Source organism: Vagococcus hydrophili, from assembly GCF_011304195.1.
Lineage (GTDB): Bacteria > Bacillota > Bacilli > Lactobacillales > Vagococcaceae > Vagococcus > Vagococcus hydrophili.
The window spans coordinates 2,072,634-2,098,893 of sequence record NZ_CP049887.1; the positions used below are offsets into that span (position 1 = coordinate 2,072,634).

Sequence of the window (26,260 nt, forward strand, 5' to 3'; positions counted from 1 at the left end):
AGACAATGTTAGAACGTTATACACGAGAAGAAATGGGTAAAATTTGGACAGACGACAATCGTTATCAAGCTTGGTTAGAAGTAGAAATCTTAGCAGATGAAGCTTGGGCTGAATTAGGAGAAATTCCTAAAGAGGACGTAGTAAAAATTCGTGAAAATGCAAGTTTTGATGTTGATCGTATTTTAGAAATTGAAGCTGAAACAAGACATGATGTGGTAGCTTTCACACGTACTGTCTCTGAAAGTTTAGGGGAAGAACGCAAGTGGGTTCATTACGGTTTAACAAGTACAGACGTGGTTGATACGGCTTATGGTTACCTTTTAAAACAAGCCAATGACATTTTAAGAAAAGATTTAGCTAACTTCACTGAAATTATTGGTGAAAAGGCTAAAGAACATAAATACACAGTTATGATGGGTAGAACTCACGGGGTTCATGCTGAGCCAACTACTTTTGGTTTGAAACTAGCTTTATGGTATTCAGAAATGAAACGTAACGTGGAGCGTTTTGACCATGCAGCTAAGGCTGTTGAAGCAGGTAAAGTGAGTGGAGCAGTTGGAACATTTGCTAATACACCACCATTTGTAGAAGAATATGTTTGTGAAAAATTAGGTCTACGTGCTCAAGACATCTCAACACAAGTCTTACCTCGTGATTTACATGCAGAATACTTGTCATCAATGGCTTTAATCGCCACAAGTATTGAAAAATTTGCCACAGAAATTCGTGGATTACAAAAATCTGAAACACGTGAAGTGGAAGAATTCTTTGCTAAAGGTCAAAAAGGTTCATCAGCAATGCCACATAAACGTAACCCAATTGGTTCTGAAAATATGACAGGTTTAGCTCGTGTGATTCGTGGACATATGGTGACAGCTTATGAAAATGTTGCTTTATGGCATGAAAGAGATATTTCTCATTCATCAGCTGAACGTATCATTATTCCAGATACAACGATTCTTTTAAACTATATGTTAAATCGTTTCGGAAATATCGTTAAAAATCTAACGGTTTTCCCAGAAAATATGAAACGCAACATGGATGCAACATTTGGCTTAATTTACAGCCAACGTGTATTACTTAAACTAATTGATAAAGGGATGTCTCGTGAAGGCTCTTATGATTTGGTTCAACCAAAAACAGCCTACGCTTGGGATCATCAAGTTCAATTTAGAACACTTTTAGAAGAAGATGAAAAAATTACTTCTGTCTTAACACCAGAAGAAATCAACGACGCTTTTGATTATAACTATCATTTAAAAAATGTCGATGTTATTTTCGAAAGAGTTGGATTATCTTAAAACAGAGTGGTGAAAAAGGCGCTTAGCTCCAAGCAACTGGAGTGAATACTAAACAATCCGTGCTTTTGGGATTGATTAGTATTTGTGAAGCTGCTATTTGAACCAAAACTATTAAAAATTATTCATATATAGGACTGTAATCTTTAAATTGGGTTACAGTCTTTTTTTGATTTAAAAAACGAAATTGTATTTTTGGAATGTTGAATTGATAAGCTTTGTTATTTTTAGTCGACATAGAAAAACTATTTTTAAGCGCAGAATTATCACTATTTCACATAGTTCGTTAAACTAGTTCTCGGATAAGGGAGTGGTTTAGATGAAAATGAAAAAAATAATAACATTAGGGTTAATGACTGGATTGTTTGCTTTAGTTAATCCAGTCTTTGCTGAGGAAATAAAAAGTGATCAGCAAGAAGTAACAACTCAAAGTGTAAATTTAGAAAAAGACTATTCGAAATACTCAGCAGAGGAATTAGCTGAACTAGTTAGAAGTAAAAAAGTAACCAGTGAAGAATTAGTTAAACAAGCAACACGAAAAGTTAATCAAGAAAATCCAGCTCTAAACGCAGTTATCGGCTTAAGAGAAGAGGAAGCTTTAAAAGAAGCCAGAGAAATCCAAGATACTGGACAGCCTTTTTTAGGTGTTCCAATTTTAGTTAAGGGCTTGGGACATACAATTAAAGGAATGCCAAATTCAAATGGGTTTCCCTTTGCAAAAGATCAAATTGCAGGTGGGACAAGTTCTTTTGTTAAGGCTCTTCAAAATGCTGGCTTTATTGTGATTGGTCAAACTAATTTTCCTGAGATGGGATGGCGTAATATTACGGATTCTGCTCTTTATGGACCTACTGGAAGCCCGTGGAATCCAAATTATCAAGCGGGAGGCTCATCAGGTGGTGCAGCATCCAGTATTGCTTCAGGGATGAATCCTGTCGCTTCTGGGAGTGATGCAGGGGGTTCAATTAGAATTCCAGCTTCATGGAACGGGATTGTAGGCTTAAAACCCTCAAGAGGTGTCTTAAAAGGAAACAGCGCTTCAACAAAAGGGCAAGTCGTTCACTTTGCCAATACGAAATACATGAATGATACAAGAACTTTATTTAACACGTTAAAAAATGACCCAACAGCTAAAGGGCAAACTTTATCAAAAGATATGAAAATAGCTTACTCTACAGAATCACCAGTGGGCACACCAGTCACGAAGGACGCAGTAGCGGCTGTAGAAAATGCAGTTGCCTTTTTGAAATCTCAAGGCTATCAAGTGGAAGAAGCTAAGCCAGAGATTGATGGTGTCAAATTAATGGAAAACTACTATACTATTGCAGCTGGTTCAGGTGGCATGGCAGAGTATTTAGGTAAGCAGATATTAAAACGTCCGATTACAATTGATGACGTGGATATTTTAACTTGGGCACTCTATCAAACAGGAAAAGTGACCACTAAAGATGAAATAAATGCAGCATGGGATTTTAACCATCAAGCAGAAGCGACTATGGCAGAGTTTCATAAACAGTACCCGATTTATTTAACGCCAACAACCGCTTCAACAGCGCCAAAAGTCGGTGATCCTCTCATCACACCAGCTAATTTAGAAAAAATGAAAAACATCGAAACAGCGTCAGCAGAAGATCGAAAAAAATTGATTTATGATCAGTGGTTAGAGGCATTAACCTATACACCCTATACACAACTAGCTAATTTAACAGGAGAACCTGCGATTAGTTTGCCGACCTATGTCTCTAAAGAAGGTCTACCACTAGGGATTCAGTTTAATGCTGGTTTTGGCAATGACGAGTTACTGATGGATTTAGGTGATTTATTTGAAAAGAACAACCAATTTAAGTTATTAGAAAACCAAAAAACAGAGACAGAACCAAGTACAAGCACAACTGAAGAGAGTAGCTCAACAGAAAGTACCAGTGAAGTAAGTAGCACTTCAACAGAAACAACAAGTAAGAGTGAATCTAGTTCAAGCACCACGGAATCAAGCCAAAATACGAATAGTTCAACCACTAACTCTAAAACTGGCGTTGGAACTGTGAATTCTTCATCCAATAAGAAAGAATGGTTCCCAGAAGCTAAAAAAATATTGCCACAAACAGGAGAAGAAAATTCAATGCTTCTAATCTTGTTTGGTGTATTAGGTGTGATTGTTGTTTTGGCTTATATCGGCTTTAAACTAGAGTTTAAAAAGACGGATAATTAACTTCTGTGTTATAATTAAGCAAAAGCATAGGAGTTGATCAAGATGTCAGACAAGAAACTATTGAAATCTGAAAAAATAAGACTCAAAAACGATAAGTTACGTGCTAAAGGAAAAAATCCCGTTAAAGGTTGGGGACAAATGATTAATACAGGACTTGGTGGTATTAACAAAGGTGAAAATTTATCTGCAAGGTTTGATAATAAGGGATTCATCGCCAGTGAGCAGAAAACGATAGCCGAAGATAATCAAAGAAAACGAGAAAAGAATAATTAATATAAAACTGATAATCAGTGAGTGTTAGACGAAATTAACGTCTAACACTCTTTTTTTTATAACTATTGTTCGGTTTTTGTTTGAGATTAAATTAATAAAATCAGCAAAAAATTATAATTAATTAAAACACGAACTATAAATATAAAAACATCAGTAAAAGTTAATAAATATTTGACTATCATTTTAAAGGTTGATACACTCAAAGTGAATTAACCGAACTTTTAGTTTTGAGATTAAAAAAATGATCATTAATAGGAGATGAATTAAGCGTGGTTTCAACTATTTTATATCAAGGTAAAGCTAAAAACGTACATTCTACAGAGGATAAGGATGTGTTGCGTTTAGAATACCTTGATCAGGCAACTGCTTTAAATGGTAAAAAGAAAGATGCGATTCGTGGTAAAGGTGAATTAAACAATCAAATTACTTCCCTAATTTTTTCAGAATTAACTAAGCAAGGAATTAAGAATCATTGGCTAGAAAGTATTTCTGATAAGGAACAATTAGTTAAGAAAGTTGAGATTATTCCTTTAGAAGTTGTTTTAAGAAATATTGCGACAGGTAGTTTTACTAAACGTTTAGGCGTTAAAGAGGGCACTAAATTACCTTTTCCAATTATTGAATTTTATTACAAAGATGATGAATTAGATGATCCTTTTATTAATGAAGATCATATCAAGTACTTGGACATTGCAAGTGAGAGTGAAGTTGCTAATCTGAAAAAACAAGCCCTTGAAATTAATCAAAAATTGCAAGAATTATTCCAATCCATTGATGTGACCTTAGTTGATTTTAAACTAGAGTTTGGTAAAGACACGTTTAACGAGATTATTTTATCTGATGAAATTACACCGGATACTTGTCGTCTATGGGATCAAAAAACAGGACAGTCCCTAGATAAAGATATCTACCGTAAAGACTTAGGTGAAATTATTCCCGTATATCAAGAAATATTAAATCGCTTAGAAGAAAGAGGAGAATAGACATGTTTAAAATGAGAGTGTACGTAGGTTATAAGGAATCAGTATTAGATCCACAAGCAGAAGTGATTGAAGGTGCTATTACTCGTTTAGGTTATGAAAATATTTCTGATTTAAAACTAGGAAAATTCTTTGATTTTGATGTGTTGGCAGAGACAGAACAAGAAGCCATCGAAACGGCTGAAAAAATTAGTGATCAATTATTAGCCAATATCAATATGGAAAGCTTCCGTGTCCAAGTACTGGAGGCAAAATAAATGAAATTTGGGGTACTGGTTTTTCCAGGTTCAAACTGTGATATTGATTTATATTTAGCCATTAAAGATATTATCAAGGAAGAAGTCGAATACATACGTCACACACAAACAGATTTATCAGAATTTGACGCAATTTTAATTCCTGGTGGCTTTTCTTATGGGGACTATTTAAGATGTGGAGCGATTGCTCGTTTTTCATCAGTGATGGATGAAGTAGCAAAATTTGCTAAAGCGGGTAAACCTGTGTTTGGAACGTGTAACGGATTCCAAATTTTAACAGAAGCAGGACTGTTACCAGGTGTTTTACTTAAAAATGATTCCCTTAAATTTGTCTGTCAAACGCAAAGTGTTAAGGTTTCTAACAATCAAAGTTTATTTACTTCTCAATATGAGAAAGATGAATTATTGGCTTTACCGATTGCTCACGGAGAAGGAAATTACTACTGTGATGAAGAAACATTGGCAGAATTAAAGAAGAACAATCAAATTATTTTTACCTATGAAGGAAATAATCCAAATGGAAGTTTAGAAAATATTGCAGGAATTACTAATAAAGCGGGAAATGTTTTAGGCATGATGCCCCATCCAGAACGTGCTATGGAAGAATTATTAGGCAGCGATTCAGGGCGTAAGTTATTTGCCTCAATGGTTGATTATCTAAGAAAGGTGAGTCAAAATTAATGTTAAAAATTCATGAACTGACACCAGAAGAAGTGAGAGATCAAAAAATTTATCAAGAGTGGGGTTTAACTGATGAAGAGTATCAATTAATTAGCGAAAAGATTTTAGGTCGCTTACCTAATTATACTGAAACAGGACTTTTTTCAGTGATGTGGAGCGAACATTGTTCTTACAAAAATAGTAAACCTGTCTTGAGAAAATTCCCAACTTCTGGCAAACACGTGTTACAAGGACCTGGAGAAGGTGCAGGGATTGTTGATATTGGTGATGATTTAGCGGTTGTTTTCAAAGCAGAAAGTCATAACCATCCCTCAGCTGTTGAGCCTTATGAAGGAGCAGCCACAGGTGTGGGCGGAATTATTCGTGACATTTTTAGTATGGGAGCAAGACCTGTTGCTATGCTAAATTCATTACGCTTTGGTGAACTAGATAATAACCGAACAAAATATTTATTAGAACAAGTTGTGGCTGGAATTGGTGGCTATGGTAACTGTATTGGAATTCCAACTGTGGGTGGCGAGATTGGTTTTGATCCTTGTTATGAGGGGAATCCTTTAGTCAACGCCATGTGTGTTGGTTTAATAGAACATAAAGATATCCAAAAAGGGCAAGCCAAAGGAACTGGTAACACGATTATGTACGTTGGGGCTAAAACTGGACGTGACGGAATTCACGGAGCGACATTTGCTTCTGAGGAATTTACTGAAGGGGAGGAACAACAACGCTCAGCAGTTCAAGTTGGGGACCCATTCATGGAAAAGTTATTAATGGAAGCTTGCTTAGATTTAATTTTAAATCACTCAGATATTTTAGTCGGCATTCAAGACATGGGAGCGGCTGGTTTAGTGTCGTCAAGTTCAGAAATGGCTTCAAAAGCGGGTTCTGGCTTAGAACTTTATTTAGATGATGTGCCTCAAAGAGAAACAAATATGACGCCTTACGAGATGATGTTATCAGAATCTCAAGAAAGAATGTTGTTATGTATTCAAAAGGGAGAAGAACAACGAGTTGTTGATTTGTTTGAGTCTTACGGTTTAGATGCGGTAAACATTGGGAAAGTAACAGATGACAAACATTACCGATTATTCCATAAAGGTATCCAAGTGGCAGATTTACCAGTTGATGCTTTAGCAGAAGAAGCGCCTGAGTATCAAAAAGAGCAAAAAGAACCAGCTAGAATTCAAGCGTTTAAAGAATTAACTCCTTTTAACCCAGAACTCACAAATGCAACACAAACATTATTAGACTTATTACAACAACCAACAATTGCCTCTAAAAAAGCCATCTTTGAAACCTATGATTCTCAAGTGAGAACAAACACAGTTGTGGGTCCTGGAAGTGATGCGGCTGTTTTAAGAGTGCGAGGAACAAACAAAGGTTTAGCTATGACAATGGATTGTAACAGTCGCTACCTTTATTTAAATCCTGAAATTGGTGGACAAATGGCAGTAGCCGAAGCAGCAAGAAATATCGTGGCTAGTGGTGCTCGTCCTTTAGCGATTACAGATTGCCTAAATTACGGTTCTCCTGATAAACCAGAAGGCTTCTGGGAATTAAGCACCTCAGCAGACGGCATTGCTAAAGCGTGTCGTGAACTTGAAACCCCGGTTATTTCAGGAAATGTTTCTTTATACAATGAGACAAATAATAATGGGGTTTATCCAACACCAGTCATTGGGATGGTTGGTCTTGTAGAAGACATGAAACATGTGACAACCCAAGATTTTAAAGCGTCTGAGGATTTGGTTTATGTAGTTGGTGAAACAAAAGTAGACTTTAACGGTTCAGAACTTCAAAAATTATTAACAGGAAAAATTGAAGGTGTTCTGAATGAGTTTGACTTAGAAAAAGAGAAACAAAACCAAGCACTAGTATTAGAAAGCATTCAAAAAGGACAGCTTCAAAGTGCTCACGATTGTTCTGAAGGTGGCTTAGGGGTTGCCTTAATGGAAGCTTGTTTTAGAAATAATCTAGGATTTACTGGCGAATTTAACAGGACAGCTCAGTTACTATTTTCTGAAACACCATCACGTTTTGTGCTATCAATTAAACCAGAAAATCAAGAGACATTTGAAGGTTTACTAGGAGAAAAAGCTGTTTTACTTGGGCAAGTGACAAGTGAACCGATATTTAATTTAGTAACTGAGACAGAAACGATTAATGTGGAGATAACAAGAGCCAAAGAACTTTGGGAGGACGCCATCACATGTCTTATGAAGTAAAAAGTTTAAATGAAGAGTGTGGCGTTTTTGGTATTTGGGGACATCCTGAAGCTTCAAGAGTGACTTATTTTGGTCTTCATTCACTTCAACACAGAGGACAAGAAGGTGCTGGGATTGTTTCAAATGATCAAGGAAAATTAAAAGGTCACCGTGATTTAGGACTCTTAACAGACGTTTTTGGAAAATCAGAAAACTTAGAAAAACTAACAGGAAATGCTTCGATTGGACATGTTCGTTATGCTACTTCTGGAACTGGTGAAGTGAACAACATCCAACCTTTCTTGTTTAAATTTTTTGATGGTGATTTTGCTTTAGCTCATAACGGTAATTTAACAAATGCCAAAACATTACGCCATGAAGTAGAAAAAGAAGGTGGCATTTTCCATTCGAATTCAGATACGGAAATTTTAATGCATTTAATTAGACGAAGTGAAAAAGAAACGTTTAAAGATCGTTTGAAAGAAGCGTTGAATCAAGTGAAAGGTGGCTTTGCATACGTTCTTTTAACAGATGATGCGTTGTATGCGGCACTTGATCCTAATGCTTTTAGACCTCTTGCGATTGGTCAAATGAAAAGTGGGGCGTATGTTGTCGCCAGTGAAACATGTGCTCTTGATTCTGTAGGTGCAGAATTTGTTCGCGACGTTGAACCTGGCGAAGTGATTATAATAAATGACGCTGGTATGACCATTGAAACCTACACGAAAGAAACACAATATTCGATTTGTTCTATGGAATACATTTATTTTGCCAGACCCGATTCAAATATTAAAGGAATCAATGTCCACTCAGCCCGTAAAAAAATGGGAAAAACCTTAGCCAAAGAAGCGCCAGTTGAAGCAGACATGGTGATTGGTGTTCCTAACTCATCTCTCTCAGCTGCCAGTGGTTATGCGGAAGAAAGTGGCATTCCTTATGAGATGGGGCTTGTCAAAAATCAGTATGTGGCAAGAACATTCATTCAACCCACCCAAGAATTACGTGAAGAAGGCGTTCGTATGAAACTGTCAGCTGTGCGTGGTGTGGTTGAAGGGAAAAAAATTATCTTAGTTGATGATTCTATCGTTCGTGGGACAACGAGTCGTCGAATTGTGAAGTTATTAAAAGATGCGGGAGCCAAAGAAGTTCATGTTAGAATTTCAGCCCCGCCTTTGAAATATCCTTGTTTTTACGGCATTGATATTCAAACGAAAAAAGAACTGATTGCAGCAAGTCACACAAATGAAGAAATCAAAGAATTAATTGGAGCCGACTCATTAGAATTTATTAGTGAAGAGGGATTAATTAACTCAATTGGTCTTAACCTAGACGCTCCTTATTCAGGATTATGTATGGCTTATTTTAATGGAGATTATCCAACGGAACTTTATGATTACCAACAAAATTTAACTAACTAAAGGAGCAAATCGATGAAGAACGCCTATCAAAAAGCAGGAGTTAATGTAGAAGCGGGTTACGAAGTGGTGGATCGCATCAAAAAACATGCGAAAAGAACAGAACATTTAGGTGTTATGGGCGGTTTAGGTGGTTTTGGTGGTGCTTTTGATTTAAGTACTCTTGATGTGAAAGAACCAGTACTAATCTCTGGGACAGACGGAGTGGGTACAAAATTAATGTTAGCAATCGAAGCAGACAAGCATGACACAATAGGAATTGATTGTGTGGCAATGTGTGTGAATGATATCTTAGCAGCAGGAGCAGAACCTTTATACTTTTTAGACTATTTGGCAACTGGGAAAACGAACCCTGAACAAGTAGAACAAATTGTGGCTGGTGTGGCTGAAGGATGTCATCAAGGTAATATGGCTTTAATTGGTGGAGAAACCGCTGAGATGCCTGATATGTATGCTGATGCTGATTATGATTTAGCTGGTTTTGCTGTTGGTGTGGCTGAGAAAAGTCAGTTGTTAGCTCCAGAAAAAGTCAAAAATGGTGATATTTTAATTGGTTTGCCTTCAAGTGGGATTCATTCAAATGGTTATTCTTTAGTTAGAAAGATTTTCTTTAAGGATAATGACTTTTCATTAACAGATACGTTGCCTGAATTAGGAGGAAAAACCTTAGGTGAAGCCTTACTTGAGCCAACTAGAATATATGTTGAAAGTGTCCTACCGCTAATCAAGGAATCTTTAATTAACGGTATTTCTCACGTAACAGGTGGTGGCTTTGTTGAAAATTTACCAAGAATGTTACCTGAAAACTTAGCGGTTGAAATTAATAAAGGCACATGGGAGATTCCGGCTATTTTTTCAGTGATGAAAGAGCAAGGAGATTTAAAAGAAGCTGAAATGTACGAAATTTTTAATATGGGAATTGGTATGGTTTTAGCTGTTTCTCCTGAGAAGGTCTCAGAAGTGAAAACTAAGTTAGCTGAACGCAATGAAGTCTATTTTGAAATCGGTCAAGTGGTAGAAAAAGAGCAAGAGGCTATCCTGTTTAATGAGGTAGAAAAATGAGATTTGCTGTTTTCGCCTCAGGAAACGGCTCGAATTTCGAGAGAATCATTGAGGTTGTCGAACAAGGAAAGATAAGTGGTGAATTAGTTTGTTTATTTTCAGATCAAAAAGATGCTTTCGCTATAGAAAGAGCTAAAAATCATCATATTCCTTACTATGTTTTACCAAAATCAGAGGAGATGAGTAAATCTGAGTATGAAGCTCAGATTATCGCTCTACTTGAAAAAGAAAATATTGAGTTGATCGTTCTAGCAGGGTACATGAAAATTTTAGGAATCACCCTTTTAAGAGCTTATCCTAAGCGAATCATTAATCTGCACCCGTCTCTTTTACCTTTATTTCCTGGAAAACAAGGAATTCAAGATGCCTATGAAGCAGAGGTCAAAGAAACAGGCATTACAATTCATTTAGTAGATGAAGGGATTGATACAGGCCCCATCATCTTTCAAAAAAGTTTAAAATTAGCTGAAAATGAAACACTTGAAAGCTTAGAAACAAGCATCCACGAATTAGAACATGAGTATTACCCGAAAATCATTGAAGAATTCATAAGGGAGAACAAGTAACCATGACAAAAAGAAGAGCTCTATTAAGTGTTTCAGATAAAACAGGCATTGTAGAATTTGCTAAAAAATTAGTAAGTTTGGATTTTGAAATCATCTCAACAGGAGGGACTCAAAAAACATTAACTGACAATCAAATTGAAACAGTTGGAATTGAAAGTGTGACTGATTTTCCTGAGATGTTAGACGGTCGTGTAAAAACACTACATCCTAAAATCCATGGTGGATTACTTGGGAAAAGAAGTAATGAAGAACACGTTGAAACCATGAAAAAACACGCCATCCTTCCCATTGATTTAGTCTGTGTTAACCTCTATCCCTTTAAAGAAACGATTCAAAAAAGAGATGTAACTGAAGAAGAAGCCATTGAAAATATCGATATTGGTGGACCTAGTATGTTACGTAGTGCCAGTAAAAATTGTGAGAGCGTGACAGTGATTATTGATCCAATTGATTACGAAACAGTGATTTCTGAATTATCAGAAACAGGCAATACAACCCTTGTAACAAGAAAAAAATTAGCAGCCAAAGCCTTCCGACATACAGCTAGTTATGATGCGTTAATTGCTGATTATTTAACGAATCAAGTTGAAGAAGGCGAGCAAGAATCATTAACTTTAACTTTTGATTTAAAACAAAGTCTACGCTACGGAGAAAACAGTCATCAAAAGGCCAGCTTTTATGCTTCAAGTATTCCGACAGCCTTCTCTATTGCATCAGCTAAGCAATTACACGGGAAAGAATTATCATACAATAATATTAAAGACGCTGATGCTTGTCTTCGTATGATGAGTGAGTTTAAATCACCAACAGCTGTTGCGGTAAAACATATGAATCCTTGTGGTATTGGTAATGGAAAAGATATTTATACAGCATTTATGAATGCCTATGAGAGTGATCCAGTGTCAATTTTTGGTGGAATTATTGCTTTAAATCGTGAGGTGGATGCTAAAACTGCTGAAAAGCTAGCTAATATTTTCTTAGAAATTATCATTGCTCCAAGTTTTTCAGAAGAAGCTTTAGAGATTCTAACTAAAAAGAAAAATATTCGCTTACTAGCACTTGAAATGAGAGAGCAAAAAGATATTTCTGAAAAAGAGTACGTCTCTGTTCTAGGTGGTTTACTTGTTCAAGAGATGGATACTTTAGTTGAAGATGAAACGACTTGGAAAATTGTCACCAAACGTCAACCCACTCAAACAGAATTAGAAGCGCTAGTGTTTGCGAATAAATGCGTGAAACACGTGAAAAGTAATGCCATTGTGATTGCTAATAATGAACGTACTTTAGGAATCGGAGCAGGGCAAATGAACCGTGTGGGATCAACTAAAATCGCTTTAGAGCAGGCAAAAGAACAATTAGATACTGCTGTGCTTGCTAGTGATGCCTTTTTTCCAATGGCTGATAGTGTGGAATTAATTGGTCAAAGTGGTGTGAAAGCCATTATTCAACCAGGTGGTAGTATTAAAGATCAAGAGTCCATTGAGATGGCAGATAAATATGGAATTACCATGATTTTTACTGATGTAAGACATTTCAAACATTAAAAGGAGCCTAAGGATGAAACGAAAAATTTTAGTCATTGGTAGTGGTGGTCGAGAACATGCTTTATGTAAAAAATTACTTGAAAGCCCACATGTAGAAACTGTTTTTTGTGCCAAAGGCAATGCTGGGATGAAGAAAGACAACATTCAATTAGTGGATATTTCAGAAGAAGCTCATGATGAATTGATTGCTTTTGCGAAAGAAACAAAAATTGATTGGGTGTTAGTTGGTCCAGAAGTTCCTTTGATGAACGGGATTGTGGATGATTTTAAAGCTGTAGGTATCCCAATTTTTGGTCCTAGTAAAGATGCTGCTTTGATTGAAGGGTCAAAAGAATTTGCTAAAAAAATTATGATGAAATACAACGTACCTACAGCTAAGTATCAAGGTTTTTCTGATTATGAAGAAGCTGTGTCATACGTAGAGGAACAAGGATTACCCATTGTCATTAAAGAAGATGGTCTTGCAGCTGGTAAAGGGGTTACCATTGTAGAAACAAAGGAAGAGGCTCAACAAGTACTAAAAGAAGTCTTAGTGGATGTTTCATCTCGTGTTGTGATTGAGGAGTTTCTAATCGGACGAGAATTTTCATTACTTTCATTCGTGAATGAGACAGGTTTTTATCCAATGGTGGCAGCCAAAGATCATAAGGCTATCTTTGACGGGGATAAGGGTCCTAATACTGGTGGAATGGGTGCTTATAGTCCGGTGGATTATGTGACTGAAGACATTCAACAAACAGTAATTAAAGATATTATTGAACCAACAATTAATGGAATGAAAGAAGAAGGTCGCTCTTTTGAAGGCATTCTTTATACTGGTTTGATTTTAACAAAGGAAGGCCCAAAAGTTATTGAGTATAATGCCAGATTTGGAGATCCAGAAACCCAAGTGTTACTGGAAAGATTAGACTCTGATTTATGTGAAGTGATTGAAGTGTTACTTAAACAAGAAGTTCCTGAAATTAAGTGGAAAAATAAAGGTGTCAGTTTAGGAGTCGTCGTTTCGGCTAAAGGTTATCCAGGTGAGTATGAAAAGGGAACACTTCTCCCTGAATTTGAAGATAGGGAAGATATCAAAATTATCTACTCAGGTGTTGCTCAAACAGAACAAGGGTTAGCTTTGAATGGCGGGCGTGTTTTTTTAGTGGCTGTGTCTGAAGCAACCCAAGAAGAAGCTCATGGGAAAGTTTACGGCTGGTTAGAAAAGCAAAATTTAAACCAATTTTATTACCGAACAGATATTGGAACCATAAAATAAAAAACATCGTTTTCTATCAGTTTTATGCTGTTAGGGAACGATTTTTTCGATTAAGAACTATTTATAGGGTTTTTATACATAATATGCGTGTTTTGAGCATATAATTTCACAAAATATGCAAATGAGGTTCTAATTAAAGTAGAAAGAAGGGTGGTGAAGGGACAAGTAATCAAAAATTTAGCCGTTTAAATGAATAAAACCTCACGTACAGTCACCTGACTAACTCTAATTTTGAACAACTGCTCTTGTTAACCCCAAAAAGCCCATCAGAAGAGTTGCAAAAGGATAATACCTCATGAAACAATCCCCTAAAATACAGTGTTTGACAATTAAATAAGTTATTATCGGACTGTCGATTTGATCTATTAACCTAATATAAAAAATGTTAGGAGAAAACTATTTGATTTCAAAAAATATAAAACGCGTCTTAAAAATTTTACCGATTATTGCTATGGCACCGGTGGTAATTGCCAATTCCCCGTGGAAACACTCAGAAAAAGAGAAAACACCTAAAAAGATTAAAACAGAGCAAATTACAAAGATAAAAGAAGACACACCTACCTAAAACACACCTTCAAAAAATCCAACCATAAAAGAGCCAGCTGCTAAACAACAACTATCAGAAAAAACAACCTCTCAAAATAAAACCACAGCAAAAAATACTCCAAACGAGAAACAAAGCCCAGAAACAACCTTTAATAATGATTCCGCAACATCAGATGGTGAGCTTAATTCAGAAACCAATGCTGAAGCAAGTAGGGTGACTCAAACATGGCCTCAACATGGGGAGGAGCTGCCACTCAAAGTGGAAATGATGGCTTGAGTACACATTTCATCGCTCATAATCCAGGCGTGTTTTCAGTATTGTTTCACTTGTCACTAGGCGAAGAAATAGTTATTACCGACGGAGCAAATCAGGCTAAAAGTTATCACGTGGCACGTATCTGGACCGTCAATGACTCAGGCATAGATATCGCAACAGGAGAAGATACGTGGGATTTAATTACAGGATCAAATAATGGAGAAGCAGTTGCTCTTCAAACGTGTATTGATGATAGCACGAATTTAATAGTTTTCGCTAATTAGAACGCTTTAATGCATTATGTAAAGGGCCTTCAAATTAAAACCTTGGAGGTCTTTTAGATAGGGCATTAATATGTGGAAGTCCTCACATCATTTTTTTAGGGTTATTCTAGTTGTTTTTAGTGAATTATTTGAGTAAATAGCGTATAATAAGGAAAAGTGTGGGAGGCCAAGATGTGTCTCCTATTTTTTATGAAAGGAAGTCACTATGTTTGAACAATATAAACCAACGTGGATGATTGAAGCAATTTATGATATTACGCCTAGCCAATTAAAGGCTCAAGGGATTGAAGCTGTCTTGACAGATTTAGATAATACATTGATTGCTTGGAATAATCCTGACGGAACACCTGAGTTATTAGCGTGGATTGAAACCATGAAGGCTGCTAACATTCCGGTCATCGTTGTTTCTAATAATAAAGCGTCACGTGTGGACCGTGCAGTGATGCATTTAGGTCTTGAGTATGTTTCTCGCGCGATGAAACCTTTTCAAAAAGGATTCAATGAAGTTGAAAAAAAATATAACTTACCCAAAGAAAAGTTAATAATGGTTGGGGATCAATTAATGACGGATATCAAAGGCGCTAATAGTGCAGGTATTAGAAGTGTCCTAGTGAAACCGATTATTGAGACAGATGCATGGAATACGAAGTTTAATCGATCTATGGAGAAAAAAATAAAAAGACATCTACATAAAAAGAATTCAGATATGAAATGGAGGAAATCACTTAATGACTGAGGAAATACGTTGTATTGGTTGTGGGACAGTTATTCAGACAAAGGACAAAGAAGGCATTGGTTACACGCCGAATTCAGCTCTTGAAAAAGGATTAGAAACAGGGGACGTTTATTGTCAACGCTGTTTTAGATTAAGACATTATAATGACATTCAAGATGTAGCGATTACAGATAAAGAGTTCTTAGCTCTTTTAAATGGCATTGGAGATGCGGATGCGTTAATCGTTAATGTGGTAGACATCTTTGATTTTAATGGTAGTTTGATTCCAGGATTACACCGCTTTGTTGGAAGTAATCCAGTGTTACTTGTTGGAAACAAAGTGGATATTTTACCTAAATCATTAAAAAAAGGTAAAATGACACAATGGATGAAAGAAAGAGCCTTTGAAGTTGGTTTAAGACCGACTGAAGTGACATTAACAAGTGCTAAAAGCAAATCAGATATTGAAGAATTACTTGAATTAATCGAAGAGCATCGCGATGGTCGTGATGTGTATGTCGTTGGTGTAACCAACGTTGGTAAATCAACATTGATTAATGCGATTATTAATCATTCAGCAGGTGTGAAAGATTTAATCACAACGTCACAATTTCCAGGAACAACCTTAGATAAGATTGAAATTCCATTAGAGGACGGTCACTTCTTAATTGACACACCAGGAATTATTCACCGTCATCAAATGGCTCATTATTTAGGTAAAAAAGATTTAATGCTTGTTTCACCTAAAAAAGAAATCAAGCCAAAAGTTTATCAATTAAATGCTGGACAAACGCTATTTCTAGGTGGTTTGGCACGGTTTGACTTTATTCAAGGAAATAAACAAGGCTTTATTACCTATGTTTCTAATGATTTAATGATTCACCGCACTAAATTAGAAACAGCCACAGAATTTTATGAAAAACATGCAGGTGGACTATTACAGCCACCAAGAAAAAACGAACTAGGTGAGTTTCCTGAACTTGTTCGCTTTGAGTTTTCAGTCAAAGAAAAAACAGACTTAGTGTTTGCGGGACTTGGTTGGGTAACTATTCCAGATGCTGGAGTGGTTGCTGGTTGGGCGCCAAAAGGTGTTGACGTGATTCAAAGAAAGTCACTAATTTAAAAATAGAAGAGGTCGATATACAATGAAATTAAGAGGAAAACAAAAACGCTTTTTAAGAAGCGAAGCACATCATATGAGTCCAATGGTACAAATTGGAAAAAACGGAATTAGTGAAACATTACTTGATCAAGTAGACGAATTACTTGAAAGAAGAGAGTTAATTAAAGTTAACTTACTACAAAACACAGATGAAGAAGCAACTGAAGTGGCAGGTATCTTTGAAGAAACACTTCATTGTGAAGTTGTCCAAATTATTGGTCGTATTCTAGTTGTTTACCGTGCATCATCTAAAGAAAAATTCCAAAAATATTCAAAACAAGTTCAATCAGTTTAATTTAAGGTGAGTGGGATGAAACAAGAAATTAAAGTTATGACTGACGAGAAAACAAGGTTAAGTCAACACCCAGTTAAGAAAAAGAGAGTCGGTATTTTAGGTGGCGGATTTAATCCGGTTCATATGGGGCATTTAATCATGGCTGATCAGGTCTGTCACCAACTAGACTTGGACGAATTTTTCTTAATGCCTTCTTATCAATCACCTCATGTGGACAAGAAAGAAACCATTGACTCTGAAGAACGAGTTGAGATGCTCAAATTAGCCATTAATGATAATCCAAAATTAGGCTTAGAGCTAACAGAGGTGGTTCGAAAAGGTAAAAGCTATACCTATGACACCATGAAATCACTCGTTGAAGCTAATCCAGACATTGATTATTATTTTGTGATTGGCGGAGATATGGTAGAATATTTACCTAAGTGGCACAAAATAGATGAATTAATGAGAATGATTCATTTTGTAGGTGTTGAAAGGGTAGGCTCTAAAAAAGAGACACCTTACCCAATTATTTGGGTAGATATGCCCTTAATTGAAATCAGCTCCAGTGATATCCGAAAAAAATTGACTACTGGTTGTTCTGTCAAATACTTTTTACCTGAGAATGTGTTAAACTATATTCATAAAAAAGGATTGTATCAAAATGGAATACAGTAAGCAGTATACAAAACATACAAGAGTAGAACTTACATCACTTGTCGCAGCTCAGATGAGTGATAAACGATTTCAACATGTCTTAAGAGTTGAAACAAAAGCATTAGAACTAGCTGAAAAATATCACGTTGATTTAGAAAAAGCGAGTATTGCAGCTCTAACTCATGATTATGCGAAAGAAAGACCAGATGAAGAGATGATAGCTATCATCATGAATTCTGAAATTGATAACGAGATTATTCGTTATGGTAATAATATTTGGCATGGAGTTGTAGGATCTCGTCTTGTTTTAAAAGAATTAGGCATTTCAAATCAAGACATTTTAAATGCTATTGAGTCACACACAACGGGACGCAGTAACATGAGTGAATTAGAAAAAGTTATTTATGTGGCAGATTACATTGAGGAAGGTCGAAATTTTCCTGTAGTGGAAGAAGCACGAAAAATAGCAGAAGTCAGTTTAGATGAAGCGGTTGCCTTTGAAACCAAACATACCTTGCTTTATTTAATCAACAATCAAAATAAAATTTACCCCAAAACATTAGAAACGTATAATGCTTGGGTTGTGAAGTAAAAATTAGGAGGAATTATTATTAATAGTAATAACATATTAGAATTAGTTGTTAAAGCAGCTGATTCAAAACGCGCAGAAGATATCGTAGCATTAGACGTAACACAAGTTTCTTTATTGGCAGATTATTTCGTGGTGTGTCACGGTAACAGTGATAGACAAGTAATGGCAATTGCTGAAGAAGTTATAGATGTAGCTCAAAAAAATCAAATCCAAGTCAAACGTGTCGAAGGAAAAGAGTCAGCACGTTGGGTCCTAATCGATTTAGGTGATGTGATTATTCATGTCTTCTATGGTGAAGAAAGAGACTTCTATAATTTAGAAAAACTTTGGTCAGATGCACCACTTGTTAATATTTCAAGTATGGTTGACTAATTATGGCAAGTTATGAAACATTTGCTAAAATATATGATGAAGTCATGGATGAAAATCTATATTTAGATTGGTTAGAATTTACTTGTCGTCATCTTGATAAAAAACAGCAAAACCTTTTAGAGCTTGCTTGTGGAACAGGTATTTTATCTGTGGAACTAGCCAACTTAGGCTTTAATGTGACTGGCTTAGATTTATCTGAGGATATGATCACTTTAGCCAAAAAGAGAATTACTGAAGGCGATGAAGGATTATCTTTTCAAACAGGAGACATGCTTAAATTAACTGAGAAAAACAGCTATGATGCTGTCACTTGTTACTCTGATTCAATTTGTTACATGTCAGATGAAAAAGCAGTAGGCCAGGTCTTCTCAGGTGTTTATGATGCACTGAATGAAAAGGGGACGTTCATTTTTGATGTTCACTCAATTTATCAAATGGAAGAATCTTTTGCTGAATATAGCTATCATTATCAATCAGACGAATTTGCCTTTCTTTGGGAAAGTTATCCAGGTGATTATGATCATAGTGTGGAACACTTTTTAACATTCTTTGTTTCTGATAAAAAGGGGAAATTTGAGCGTTTTGATGAGCTTCATGAGGAACGAACGTATGAAATTGTAACGTATGAAAAATTACTAAAAGAAGCAGGTTTTACATCGGTTTCAGTGTATGCTGATTTTGAAGATGCAGCACCGACAGAAGAGTCGAATCGTTGGTTCTTCGTTTGTGAGAAATAAAAAAATTAAAAAAACTAATATTATATGTAAAGCTGTGTTATCTTTAAATAAAGGATAACCAGCTTTTTTTAAGGATGTGAAGAGATGAAAAGTTGTGGCGTCGTCGTGGAATATAATCCCTTTCATAATGGGCATAAATATCACTTAGAACAAGCACGTGAGAAATCGGGGGCAGACGTGATTGTCGCTGTGATGAGTGGTAATTTTTTACAAAGGGGTGAGCCGGCTGTTATTGATAAATGGTTACGCACTAAGGAATCGTTATTAAATGGAGCTGATTTGGTTATCGAATTACCATTTGCTTACGCCGTCCAATCTGCTGATTATTTTACCCGTGGTAGTGTTCAAATTCTCCAAAATTTGAAAGTCGATAGTTTATGTTTTGGAACAGACAGTAACGAATGCTTAGATTATGGTGCTTTTGGAAAGTTTCATCAAGAAAATAGTGATAAAATTAACCAAAAGTATCAAGAAATAAAAAACAATGGGAGCAACTATCCTCAGTTAATGACCCAAGTTTACCGAGAACTTTATCCAGAGTGGGCGCTAGATTTTTCGTCACCTAATCATATTTTAGGTATGGGATATGCAAAAGAAAATGCATCACATGAAAAACCAATGATGCTTTATCCTATTCAACGAGTAGGAAATGAGTATCATGATAAAGAAATTTCACATGATCGTTTTGCTAGTGCCACATCGATTAGAGAAAAAGTTTTATCAGGTGAACGAATAGATTTAGAAAAATTAGTGCCAAAAGAAACGCTGAAAGATTTAGAGGAGTCAGAATTAGTTTATTTAGAAAAAAGTTGGTCGTATTTGAAGTACCAATTAATCATTCAACCAGTGGAACAACTTAGAAAAACATATCAAATGGTTGAAGGATTAGAGTATCGTCTAAAAGAAGCAGCAATATCTTCTACTAATTTTAATGAATTTCTTCAAAAAGTTAAAAGCAAGCGTTACACTTGGACGAGAATTCAACGATTGTGTATGTATGTCTTACTTCAAGTCACTCAATCTGAAATTGAAGGAACTTGGAACCAGCCGTATCTAAGAGTCTTAGGGTTTAATGACCAGGGTAGACAATTTTTAAAAGAGAAAAAGAAAGAGATTACTTATCCTGTCATTACGAATATTAATAAAAAGAATGAACAGCTTCTGAGTTTGGATATTAAAGCAGGTAGGATGTATTCTTTGATTAGCCAAAGTGAGAAATATCAAGATTATTATCAAGCACCAATTTACATAAAGGAGGAAGAAAAATGAAGGTAGTCTTTCATATTAATGAATTAGAAAAATGGGAAATGGTTTTAGGAAATATTATTAATTTACTGGAAGCTGGAAAAAAAGACATCCGTAGTGTCGAGGTTGTCGCAAGTGGCGATGCTGTTTTAGGTTATATCGATTCCAAATTAGCTATTCCAATGCATGAATTAACAGAGCTTGGTGTTCGCTTTAATAGTTGTCAAAATGCGATGAATGCTAATAATGTAGACAAAATTAGTATTCATCCCTTTATTAAAGTCGTTCCAGCAGGCGTTCTTCGGTTAGTAGAGTTACAAACGGCTGAATATGCTTATATTAAACCATAACAAATAGAGAAATTAAGGGACTGGCGGATTGTGCTAGTTCTTTTTTTATTGATTAAAGATATTTTTTTATTGTTTTACAATAAAAAAATGTTGACTTACGAAAAAACAGGTGCTATATTTAGTTCATCAAATAAAAGAAAGCAGGAAATAAAGATGAAAAAAAATAAATCACCAAAACTAACAATGACAGCAATTGGCTTCTTAATAATTGGCATGGGATGTTTAATAGTTAAGAATTTTTTACCAGAATATGTTGATGCTCAAGGTCTACTACATGAACCCTACTTTTTTCTAATTCCTATTGGCTTTTTAATTGTATTTATCGCTCTAATCATAGGATCCATCGCGTTTATTAATAATATGATTAAGTTAAAGAGATAAAAAAGAAAGGTAGCTATTATTTTTGGGAAACCAACAATAGCTATCTTTTTAGGTATTAGGTTATGATATAATAAGAACCATACGCATAAGGAGTTAGAAAATGACAGTCAAAAAAATTAATTTAGTTTTCAAATCAATTATTATTATTTTAGGTGTGAGTGGTCTTAGCTTGTTATTAGTAGTAGGGCCTAAAATTAGTGACTATCTTGAAACAACTAGTTTTGAATATCTTATTTTAGGATTATTATGGGTAACAGCTCTTCCTGTGATCTTTATATTATTTAAGCTTTGGAAAATTAGTTCAGATTTACTTAAATCAGATATTTTTTCTATAAAAAATAGTCAACGATTAATCCAAATTGCTTATGCTAGTTTAGTTGAAAGTGGTATTTATGGTATTGGTATCGTTATTGGTTTAGTTGAATTAAAAGGCAATTATCCCTTCTTTTTAATTTGTTTCTTTTTCTTTTTTGTTGGATTAACACTATCTGTGATTGCGTCTTTACTATCTTATATTTTTAAAATAGCAGGGAACATCAAAGAGGAAAATGATTTAACAATATAAAAAGGAGTGATAGAGGATGCCGATTCGAGTGAATCTAGATGTAATGCTAGCTAAAAGAAAAATGTCTGTGACTGAGTTGTCTGAGCATGTGGGTATCACTATGGCGAATCTATCCATTCTAAAAAATGAAAAAGCCAAAGCAGTAAAATTTTCAACTTTAGAAAAAATATGTGAAGCCCTAGATTGTCAGCCAGGAGATATTTTAGAATATGAAAAAATGAGTGAGACTTAAGTTTAAAACTTTTGTCTTACTCATTTTTATTATTGATGTTTAAAGTTAATATATCTCTGACTACACCAGTTGGTTAAATCAGTGGAAAGGATAATCGGTTTCTTTTCAATATCAACGATTGTTTTAGCACCAATCATAGTCATTAAGAACGTTAATTCTTCTTTCCAACTTTCGATTTGTTCAATGGAGACTTGATTGCCTTTGGTTAAAATCATATGCAAGAATTCACCAGAAATACCCACGGCTTTAGCACCTAGACCAAAAGCGGCCAACATATGAAGAGGGTTTTTAATGCCACCTGAAGCAATAAAATCGGCTTGCTTACGGTAGAAATGAGCTTCTAGTAAAGATTCCGCGGTTGTTTGTCCCCAGTTCAGAAGGTAGTCAAATTCTTTATGATCTCGGCGTTCATTTTCAATATGAATAAAATTAGTGCCACCACGCCCGCTCACATCAATGATATCAACACCAATATCCAGTAATTGCTGGATTGTTTCTTTCGACATACCAAAACCAACTTCTTTAACAATGACTGGCACACTAATTGATTTAACAATTTCTTCAATATTATTAAGCCAATTGGTAAAATCGCGATCACCTTCAGGCATGACCAGTTCCTGTGGTGTATTGACATGGATTTGAAGAGCGTTAGCCTCAAGTAAATCCACCGCTTTTTTCGCATTATCAGCTGAATGATGAGCCCCTAAATTCGAAATGATTAACCCATTTGGATTTGTTTTTCTCACTATTTTAAAGCTTTCAGCGGTTTCAGGTTCTTTAAGAGCGACACTGACTGAACCTACTGCCATAGCTAGGTTGGTTTCTTTAGCGATGGTTGCTAAGTTTTGATTAATGACATGGGCTTTTTCACTGCCACCAGTCATAGCATTTATGAAGAAAGGATAGTCTAATGAAAGACTACCCAATTGTGTATTAAGTTGAACATCTTCGGTTTTAATTTCTGAGAAAGATTGATGAACAAAGCGAACACCGTCTAAACCATTTGTTGAAGTGTTTTGGTACTGCATCTCAGCTAAATGAATGTGCTGATCTTTTCGGTTCCAATGAGTTGTCATCTTTAGTCCTCCCACATGATTGAAGTATAATCAGTTTTTTCTTCTTTATAAACTTGAAGAGGTAAATTAACAATTCCTTGTTCACGCCATGTGTTAACCATAGGTAAGATTTCATCGTGTTGATTGAATAAAACAATCCCACAATCTCCACCGCCAGCACCAGAGGATTTGGCAGCACCATTGAAACTTTCCGCAATGGTACAAAGGTCAGTTAAAGCCTGAGTCTCGATATCAACCCCACTTTTTTGAGCCAAGGATTTTAAAAGCTCGCGATTAGTACGAATGCCTTTTTGAATGTCTGTAATATTTCTCGCTTTAAAGGCACTGATAATAGCTGAAACACATTGATCACTATCAGTTAAAAATTGTTTATAAAAACCATTCATCTCATTTTGCTCATCGTTTAATTGATCCACAAGGGAAGTTGTTGAAGCAGGAGAGCCTGTCCAACCAATTAAAAGTCTCAAATCATTAGGCGCTTTTAAAGGTTCAATCATCAGTTTCGGCCATTCTTGCTCAAGTAAGCTATTAATGCTCTCACCATTAGCTAATTTTTCTAAGACCCATTCTCTTTCAAAACAAGAGTAGGCAATCCAACCACCGTAAGAGCTAGCAGCTAAGTCACCAAAAGAGCCATTACTATTTAATGAAAGGTGAGTAATAGCGGCTAATTTATAAAGTAATTCTGAATCATAGCTAATTTTATAAAGTGATAATATCGCTTTAATGGTAGCAATTGTCACCGCACCACTTGAACCTAAGCCATATTTACGACCATCTTTATTATCTAATTCACTTTCAATCGTTAAATCAAAATATTTTAAATCATAATTTGATTCTTGTAAGTACTGCTCCACAATGGTCACAGATTTAGTGATATAGGAGAAGGGATTTTCTCTTTCATCAATATAAAATTTACCGTTTTTTCTTGTCCAAGGGATTGAAATACCGTTGGAGTAGCTTGAACAAATACTACCTTGTTTGTCAGCTTCTTTTAATGTCACGGTAATAAATTGATCCAGGGCAACAATTAGGGCAGGGTGGCCTGGTTCAAGGACCGCATATTCTCCTGCAATGTATAATTTTCCTGGAGCACTTGCTTTTATCAAAAAAATCTCTCCTTTAATAATTCCATTCTGATGCATTTAATAATTTAATGCCTTCCCCAACAGTTGAAGGGATAATTTGTTCTCTATTAAAATCTTCTAGTAGAAGTTCTTCAATTTTTTTCATGTCTGATTGTTGACATAATACCTTAACATTCGGACCAGCGTCCATTGTAACATAGCAAGGAATGCCTGTCTCACGAATTTCTTTGACTTTTTGAATCGCCTTAACACTGTCTGGCTCCCAGTATGAAATTGGCGGGAAAGCACCTAACATGGTAGCGTGCATTTTCATGCCATTTGATTCAGTGATCTCACCTAACGTGATAAAATCATGACCCTTGATTGCTTCTTTCATTTTTGTAAGGTCAGACGTAGCCGTTTCTACCCAAGAAGAGTAAAAAGGAGAGGTCTCGATGGTTTGTTTCATGCCAACACGACTCGATAATTTCTTGCGTCCTGTATTAACCGCAATCACAACCATGCCTATGTCCCATTTAGCGTCGTCAACAGGGACGGCATGACTTGTTGATGATTTATCATCTTCACCCATAGACCACTCTACAAAACCTCCGTAGACACTTCTAGTAGCACTGCCACTTCCTTGTCTAGCAAAAGTTGATAACGTCTTTAAATCTAAATTAAGACCAACTGCTTGATTCATCGCACCAGCTAAAGCTGAAAAAGCAGAAGCAGAAGAAGCTAATCCTGCGGCAGTCGGAACATGATTATAACTCTTTACACAAGCTTTTGTCTCGATATTGGCTAAATTCCTAAACAAATTTAAGAATTCTGTAATCTTTTGAGTTTCTTTGTCGCCTTGTTTAGTATTGTCTAAATAGAATTCATCAGAGTCTAAATCATCATCTAAAACAACTTCTGTGTCAGTATAAAACGCATCTAGGGTTAAGGAGAGACTGCTATTCATTGGTAAAAATAGTTCCTCATTTCGCTTTCCCCAATATTTAATTAAAGCAATATTTGTATGTGCACGGCATCGTCCAGTTGATTTCATTTAAATTCCTCTTCTCATATCATAAACCCAAGTTTTTTTAGCGCCACTTGCAACTAAATCTTGGCTGATTTTCTCAGCATCTATTCTATCATGGGCCAAGGCAATCATACAACCTCCGCGACCGCCACCAGTTAATTTCGCTCCAATTGCACCAGATTTTTGAGCTGTTTCAACTAATTGATTTAATTCAGGACTAGAAACACCAAGTTTTGTTAAAAGTTGATGAACATGTGTCATGATTAATCCAAGTTTAGTAGGTTCGTTATTTTCTAAGAAGAAACGTCCTTTTTTAGCTAATTCCCCTAATTGATCAATAGATTTTTTTGTTTCAGCTGAATCAGAGCCAGTTAGTTTTTTTGAAATACTAGCAACAGCTTCTTTTGTTTGGCCTGTTTTACCTGTATCGCCTACTACAAGATAGGCGTCTAGATTTAAGTTGATTGCTTCAAATGGTTGTCCCTTAATATAGTAAAAAGGCATTGAACTACTTGTCATAAGTGCGTCTAACCCACTAGGATTACCATGAGCGATTTTTTCCGATATATCGACAATAGCCAATAAATTTTCTTGAGTAAGGTTTGTGTCAAAGAAATCGAATAAAGCGCGAGTTGTCGCAACTGAAACAGCCGCACTTGATCCCATGCCGCGTTCAGCTGGTATTTGACTTTCAATCGTAATTTCTAGTGGGTAATTTTCTTTCCCAAGCTGTTTTAGTGTGACACGAATGGTTTCTTTTAAACTTTCAAGTAACTCTGGCATTTCATCTAATAAACCGTGATAAAATTCGCAGTGAATAATCGTTTGATCAACTGTTTCTTTAATCGTTGCAGTCGTTTTTGCAGCAGGAAAAGGAATTGCGATAGACGGTTGATTGTAGACAACAGAATGCTCTCCTAAAAGAATAATTTTGGCATTAGCTTCCCCAATACCTTGTTTTTCTTTTTTCATAAA

30 protein-coding genes are annotated in these 26,260 nt (G+C 35.7%); 26 read left to right on the forward strand and 4 right to left on the reverse strand.

Translation table 11 applies throughout. The features are described from left to right. Nucleotides 1-5 precede the first annotated feature (5 nt). The 26 genes from purB to G7082_RS10295 all read left to right on the forward strand — a co-directional run bounded on the left by purB (nt 6) and on the right by G7082_RS10295 (nt 22,112). Nucleotides 6-1,301, forward strand: a complete 1,296-nt coding sequence (purB, locus tag G7082_RS10170) for an adenylosuccinate lyase (protein WP_166034978.1) — start codon at nt 6-8, stop codon at nt 1,299-1,301. Nucleotides 1,302-1,617: 316 nt separating this feature from the next. Further along, a complete protein-coding gene (locus G7082_RS10175; protein ID WP_166034979.1) occupies nt 1,618-3,507 on the forward strand; it encodes an amidase family protein in 1,890 nt (629 codons plus the stop codon). A gap of 42 nt (nt 3,508-3,549) precedes the next feature. Next, a complete protein-coding gene (locus tag G7082_RS10180; RefSeq protein ID WP_166034980.1) occupies nt 3,550-3,780 on the forward strand; it encodes a hypothetical protein in 231 nt (76 codons plus the stop codon). Between the two features lie 269 nt (nt 3,781-4,049). Beyond that, nucleotides 4,050-4,763 carry a phosphoribosylaminoimidazolesuccinocarboxamide synthase gene (gene purC, locus G7082_RS10185; protein WP_166034981.1) on the forward strand — a complete coding sequence of 238 codons (714 nt, stop codon included), beginning with the start codon at nt 4,050-4,052 and terminating at the stop codon, nt 4,761-4,763. A gap of 2 nt (nt 4,764-4,765) precedes the next feature. Beyond that, entirely contained in the window at nt 4,766-5,017 is a 252-nt protein-coding gene (gene purS, locus G7082_RS10190) for a phosphoribosylformylglycinamidine synthase subunit PurS (RefSeq protein ID WP_166034982.1), read from the forward strand. Next, nucleotides 5,018-5,698: a phosphoribosylformylglycinamidine synthase subunit PurQ gene (purQ, locus tag G7082_RS10195; protein ID WP_166034983.1), complete on the forward strand. Its 681-nt coding sequence runs from the start codon at nt 5,018-5,020 to the stop codon at nt 5,696-5,698. Continuing rightward, a complete protein-coding gene (gene purL / locus G7082_RS10200; RefSeq protein WP_166034984.1) occupies nt 5,698-7,920 on the forward strand; it encodes a phosphoribosylformylglycinamidine synthase subunit PurL in 2,223 nt (740 codons plus the stop codon). Before purQ ends, purL begins: the two co-directional genes overlap by 1 nt. Then, nucleotides 7,905-9,317 (forward strand): amidophosphoribosyltransferase, encoded by a 1,413-nt coding sequence (purF, locus tag G7082_RS10205; RefSeq protein ID WP_166034985.1) that lies wholly within the window; start codon nt 7,905-7,907, stop codon nt 9,315-9,317. The genes purL and purF overlap by 16 nt, the downstream gene beginning before the upstream one ends. Before the next feature lie 12 nt (nt 9,318-9,329). Continuing rightward, a complete protein-coding gene (purM, locus tag G7082_RS10210) occupies nt 9,330-10,376 on the forward strand; it encodes a phosphoribosylformylglycinamidine cyclo-ligase (RefSeq protein WP_166034986.1) in 1,047 nt (348 codons plus the stop codon). Further along, a complete protein-coding gene (gene purN / locus G7082_RS10215; protein WP_166034987.1) occupies nt 10,373-10,942 on the forward strand; it encodes a phosphoribosylglycinamide formyltransferase in 570 nt (189 codons plus the stop codon). Before purM ends, purN begins: the two co-directional genes overlap by 4 nt. Before the next feature lie 2 nt (nt 10,943-10,944). Beyond that, entirely contained in the window at nt 10,945-12,486 is a 1,542-nt protein-coding gene (purH, locus tag G7082_RS10220; protein ID WP_166034988.1) for a bifunctional phosphoribosylaminoimidazolecarboxamide formyltransferase/IMP cyclohydrolase, read from the forward strand. 13 nt (nt 12,487-12,499) lie between these two features. Beyond that, nucleotides 12,500-13,744 (forward strand): phosphoribosylamine--glycine ligase, encoded by a 1,245-nt coding sequence (gene purD / locus G7082_RS10225; RefSeq protein WP_166034989.1) that lies wholly within the window; start codon nt 12,500-12,502, stop codon nt 13,742-13,744. Nucleotides 13,745-14,144: 400 nt separating this feature from the next. Further along, nucleotides 14,145-14,309 (forward strand): hypothetical protein, encoded by a 165-nt coding sequence (locus G7082_RS10230; protein WP_166034990.1) that lies wholly within the window; start codon nt 14,145-14,147, stop codon nt 14,307-14,309. Nucleotides 14,310-14,515: 206 nt separating this feature from the next. Further along, nucleotides 14,516-14,830 (forward strand): sortase domain-containing protein, encoded by a 315-nt coding sequence (locus tag G7082_RS10235; RefSeq protein WP_166034991.1) that lies wholly within the window; start codon nt 14,516-14,518, stop codon nt 14,828-14,830. A 205-nt stretch (nt 14,831-15,035) separates the two neighbouring features. Beyond that, on the forward strand, nt 15,036-15,566 hold the full coding sequence (locus G7082_RS10240; protein WP_166034992.1) for a YqeG family HAD IIIA-type phosphatase: 531 nt from the start codon (nt 15,036-15,038) through the stop codon (nt 15,564-15,566). Beyond that, nucleotides 15,559-16,668, forward strand: a complete 1,110-nt coding sequence (gene yqeH / locus G7082_RS10245) for a ribosome biogenesis GTPase YqeH (RefSeq protein WP_166034993.1) — start codon at nt 15,559-15,561, stop codon at nt 16,666-16,668. The genes G7082_RS10240 and yqeH overlap by 8 nt, the downstream gene beginning before the upstream one ends. A gap of 22 nt (nt 16,669-16,690) precedes the next feature. Then, nucleotides 16,691-17,002, forward strand: coding sequence for a ribosome assembly RNA-binding protein YhbY (gene yhbY / locus G7082_RS10250; protein ID WP_166034994.1), 312 nt, complete (start codon nt 16,691-16,693; stop codon nt 17,000-17,002). 15 nt (nt 17,003-17,017) lie between these two features. Next, nucleotides 17,018-17,659: a nicotinate-nucleotide adenylyltransferase gene (locus G7082_RS10255; protein WP_166034995.1), complete on the forward strand. Its 642-nt coding sequence runs from the start codon at nt 17,018-17,020 to the stop codon at nt 17,657-17,659. Beyond that, a complete protein-coding gene (gene yqeK, locus G7082_RS10260; RefSeq protein ID WP_166034996.1) occupies nt 17,646-18,230 on the forward strand; it encodes a bis(5'-nucleosyl)-tetraphosphatase (symmetrical) YqeK in 585 nt (194 codons plus the stop codon). The genes G7082_RS10255 and yqeK overlap by 14 nt, the downstream gene beginning before the upstream one ends. A gap of 15 nt (nt 18,231-18,245) precedes the next feature. Continuing rightward, nucleotides 18,246-18,602, forward strand: coding sequence for a ribosome silencing factor (rsfS, locus tag G7082_RS10265; protein ID WP_420825032.1), 357 nt, complete (start codon nt 18,246-18,248; stop codon nt 18,600-18,602). 2 nt (nt 18,603-18,604) lie between these two features. Further along, on the forward strand, nt 18,605-19,339 hold the full coding sequence (locus G7082_RS10270; protein WP_166034997.1) for a class I SAM-dependent DNA methyltransferase: 735 nt from the start codon (nt 18,605-18,607) through the stop codon (nt 19,337-19,339). A gap of 84 nt (nt 19,340-19,423) precedes the next feature. Next, nucleotides 19,424-20,608: a nucleotidyltransferase gene (locus tag G7082_RS10275; RefSeq protein WP_166034998.1), complete on the forward strand. Its 1,185-nt coding sequence runs from the start codon at nt 19,424-19,426 to the stop codon at nt 20,606-20,608. Further along, nucleotides 20,605-20,934 (forward strand): DsrE family protein, encoded by a 330-nt coding sequence (locus G7082_RS10280; RefSeq protein ID WP_166034999.1) that lies wholly within the window; start codon nt 20,605-20,607, stop codon nt 20,932-20,934. The genes G7082_RS10275 and G7082_RS10280 overlap by 4 nt, the downstream gene beginning before the upstream one ends. 30 nt (nt 20,935-20,964) lie before the next feature. Next, nucleotides 20,965-21,315 (forward strand): DUF3955 domain-containing protein, encoded by a 351-nt coding sequence (locus G7082_RS10285; protein ID WP_202983099.1) that lies wholly within the window; start codon nt 20,965-20,967, stop codon nt 21,313-21,315. A 100-nt stretch (nt 21,316-21,415) separates the two neighbouring features. Then, on the forward strand, nt 21,416-21,880 hold the full coding sequence (locus tag G7082_RS10290; RefSeq protein WP_166035000.1) for a DUF2975 domain-containing protein: 465 nt from the start codon (nt 21,416-21,418) through the stop codon (nt 21,878-21,880). Nucleotides 21,881-21,896: 16 nt separating this feature from the next. Continuing rightward, on the forward strand, nt 21,897-22,112 hold the full coding sequence (locus tag G7082_RS10295) for a helix-turn-helix domain-containing protein (RefSeq protein WP_166035001.1): 216 nt from the start codon (nt 21,897-21,899) through the stop codon (nt 22,110-22,112). Nucleotides 22,113-22,141: 29 nt separating this feature from the next. On the opposite strand, the gene fni is transcribed toward G7082_RS10295, so the two are convergent. Genes fni through mvk form a run of 4 tightly spaced genes read right to left on the reverse strand, consistent with a single transcriptional unit; the run spans nt 22,142 to nt 26,257 of the window. After that, nucleotides 22,142-23,188, reverse strand: coding sequence for a type 2 isopentenyl-diphosphate Delta-isomerase (gene fni / locus G7082_RS10300; RefSeq protein WP_166035002.1), 1,047 nt, complete (start codon nt 23,186-23,188; stop codon nt 22,142-22,144). Between the two features lie 2 nt (nt 23,189-23,190). Continuing rightward, nucleotides 23,191-24,297 (reverse strand): phosphomevalonate kinase, encoded by a 1,107-nt coding sequence (locus G7082_RS10305; RefSeq protein ID WP_166035003.1) that lies wholly within the window; start codon nt 24,295-24,297, stop codon nt 23,191-23,193. Between the two features lie 13 nt (nt 24,298-24,310). Further along, on the reverse strand, nt 24,311-25,309 hold the full coding sequence (mvaD, locus tag G7082_RS10310) for a diphosphomevalonate decarboxylase (RefSeq protein WP_166035004.1): 999 nt from the start codon (nt 25,307-25,309) through the stop codon (nt 24,311-24,313). Then, nucleotides 25,310-26,257 carry a mevalonate kinase gene (mvk, locus tag G7082_RS10315; RefSeq protein WP_166035005.1) on the reverse strand — a complete coding sequence of 316 codons (948 nt, stop codon included), beginning with the start codon at nt 26,255-26,257 and terminating at the stop codon, nt 25,310-25,312. Nucleotides 26,258-26,260: the final 3 nt, after the last annotated feature.

Bases quoted from the DNA above. Each gene is read 5' to 3' on its own strand.
- purB (WP_166034978.1), top strand. From the start codon at position 6: ATGTTAGAACGTTATACACGAGAAGAAATGGGTAAAATTTGGACAGAC.
- G7082_RS10175 (WP_166034979.1), top strand. From the start codon at position 1,618: ATGAAAATGAAAAAAATAATAACATTAGGGTTAATGACTGGATTGTTT.
- G7082_RS10180 (WP_166034980.1), top strand. From the start codon at position 3,550: ATGTCAGACAAGAAACTATTGAAATCTGAAAAAATAAGACTCAAAAAC.
- purS (WP_166034982.1), top strand. From the start codon at position 4,766: ATGTTTAAAATGAGAGTGTACGTAGGTTATAAGGAATCAGTATTAGAT.
- purQ (WP_166034983.1), top strand. From the start codon at position 5,018: ATGAAATTTGGGGTACTGGTTTTTCCAGGTTCAAACTGTGATATTGAT.
- purL (WP_166034984.1), top strand. From the start codon at position 5,698: ATGTTAAAAATTCATGAACTGACACCAGAAGAAGTGAGAGATCAAAAA.
- purF (WP_166034985.1), top strand. From the start codon at position 7,905: ATGTCTTATGAAGTAAAAAGTTTAAATGAAGAGTGTGGCGTTTTTGGT.
- purM (WP_166034986.1), top strand. From the start codon at position 9,330: ATGAAGAACGCCTATCAAAAAGCAGGAGTTAATGTAGAAGCGGGTTAC.
- purN (WP_166034987.1), top strand. From the start codon at position 10,373: ATGAGATTTGCTGTTTTCGCCTCAGGAAACGGCTCGAATTTCGAGAGA.
- purH (WP_166034988.1), top strand. From the start codon at position 10,945: ATGACAAAAAGAAGAGCTCTATTAAGTGTTTCAGATAAAACAGGCATT.
- purD (WP_166034989.1), top strand. From the start codon at position 12,500: ATGAAACGAAAAATTTTAGTCATTGGTAGTGGTGGTCGAGAACATGCT.
- G7082_RS10235 (WP_166034991.1), top strand. From the start codon at position 14,516: ATGGCCTCAACATGGGGAGGAGCTGCCACTCAAAGTGGAAATGATGGC.
- G7082_RS10240 (WP_166034992.1), top strand. From the start codon at position 15,036: ATGTTTGAACAATATAAACCAACGTGGATGATTGAAGCAATTTATGAT.
- yqeH (WP_166034993.1), top strand. From the start codon at position 15,559: ATGACTGAGGAAATACGTTGTATTGGTTGTGGGACAGTTATTCAGACA.
- yhbY (WP_166034994.1), top strand. From the start codon at position 16,691: ATGAAATTAAGAGGAAAACAAAAACGCTTTTTAAGAAGCGAAGCACAT.
- G7082_RS10255 (WP_166034995.1), top strand. From the start codon at position 17,018: ATGAAACAAGAAATTAAAGTTATGACTGACGAGAAAACAAGGTTAAGT.
- yqeK (WP_166034996.1), top strand. From the start codon at position 17,646: ATGGAATACAGTAAGCAGTATACAAAACATACAAGAGTAGAACTTACA.
- G7082_RS10270 (WP_166034997.1), top strand. From the start codon at position 18,605: ATGGCAAGTTATGAAACATTTGCTAAAATATATGATGAAGTCATGGAT.
- G7082_RS10275 (WP_166034998.1), top strand. From the start codon at position 19,424: ATGAAAAGTTGTGGCGTCGTCGTGGAATATAATCCCTTTCATAATGGG.
- G7082_RS10280 (WP_166034999.1), top strand. From the start codon at position 20,605: ATGAAGGTAGTCTTTCATATTAATGAATTAGAAAAATGGGAAATGGTT.
- G7082_RS10290 (WP_166035000.1), top strand. From the start codon at position 21,416: ATGACAGTCAAAAAAATTAATTTAGTTTTCAAATCAATTATTATTATT.
- G7082_RS10295 (WP_166035001.1), top strand. From the start codon at position 21,897: ATGCCGATTCGAGTGAATCTAGATGTAATGCTAGCTAAAAGAAAAATG.
- fni (WP_166035002.1), bottom strand. From the start codon at position 23,188: ATGACAACTCATTGGAACCGAAAAGATCAGCACATTCATTTAGCTGAG.
- mvaD (WP_166035004.1), bottom strand. From the start codon at position 25,309: ATGAAATCAACTGGACGATGCCGTGCACATACAAATATTGCTTTAATT.
- mvk (WP_166035005.1), bottom strand. From the start codon at position 26,257: ATGAAAAAAGAAAAACAAGGTATTGGGGAAGCTAATGCCAAAATTATT.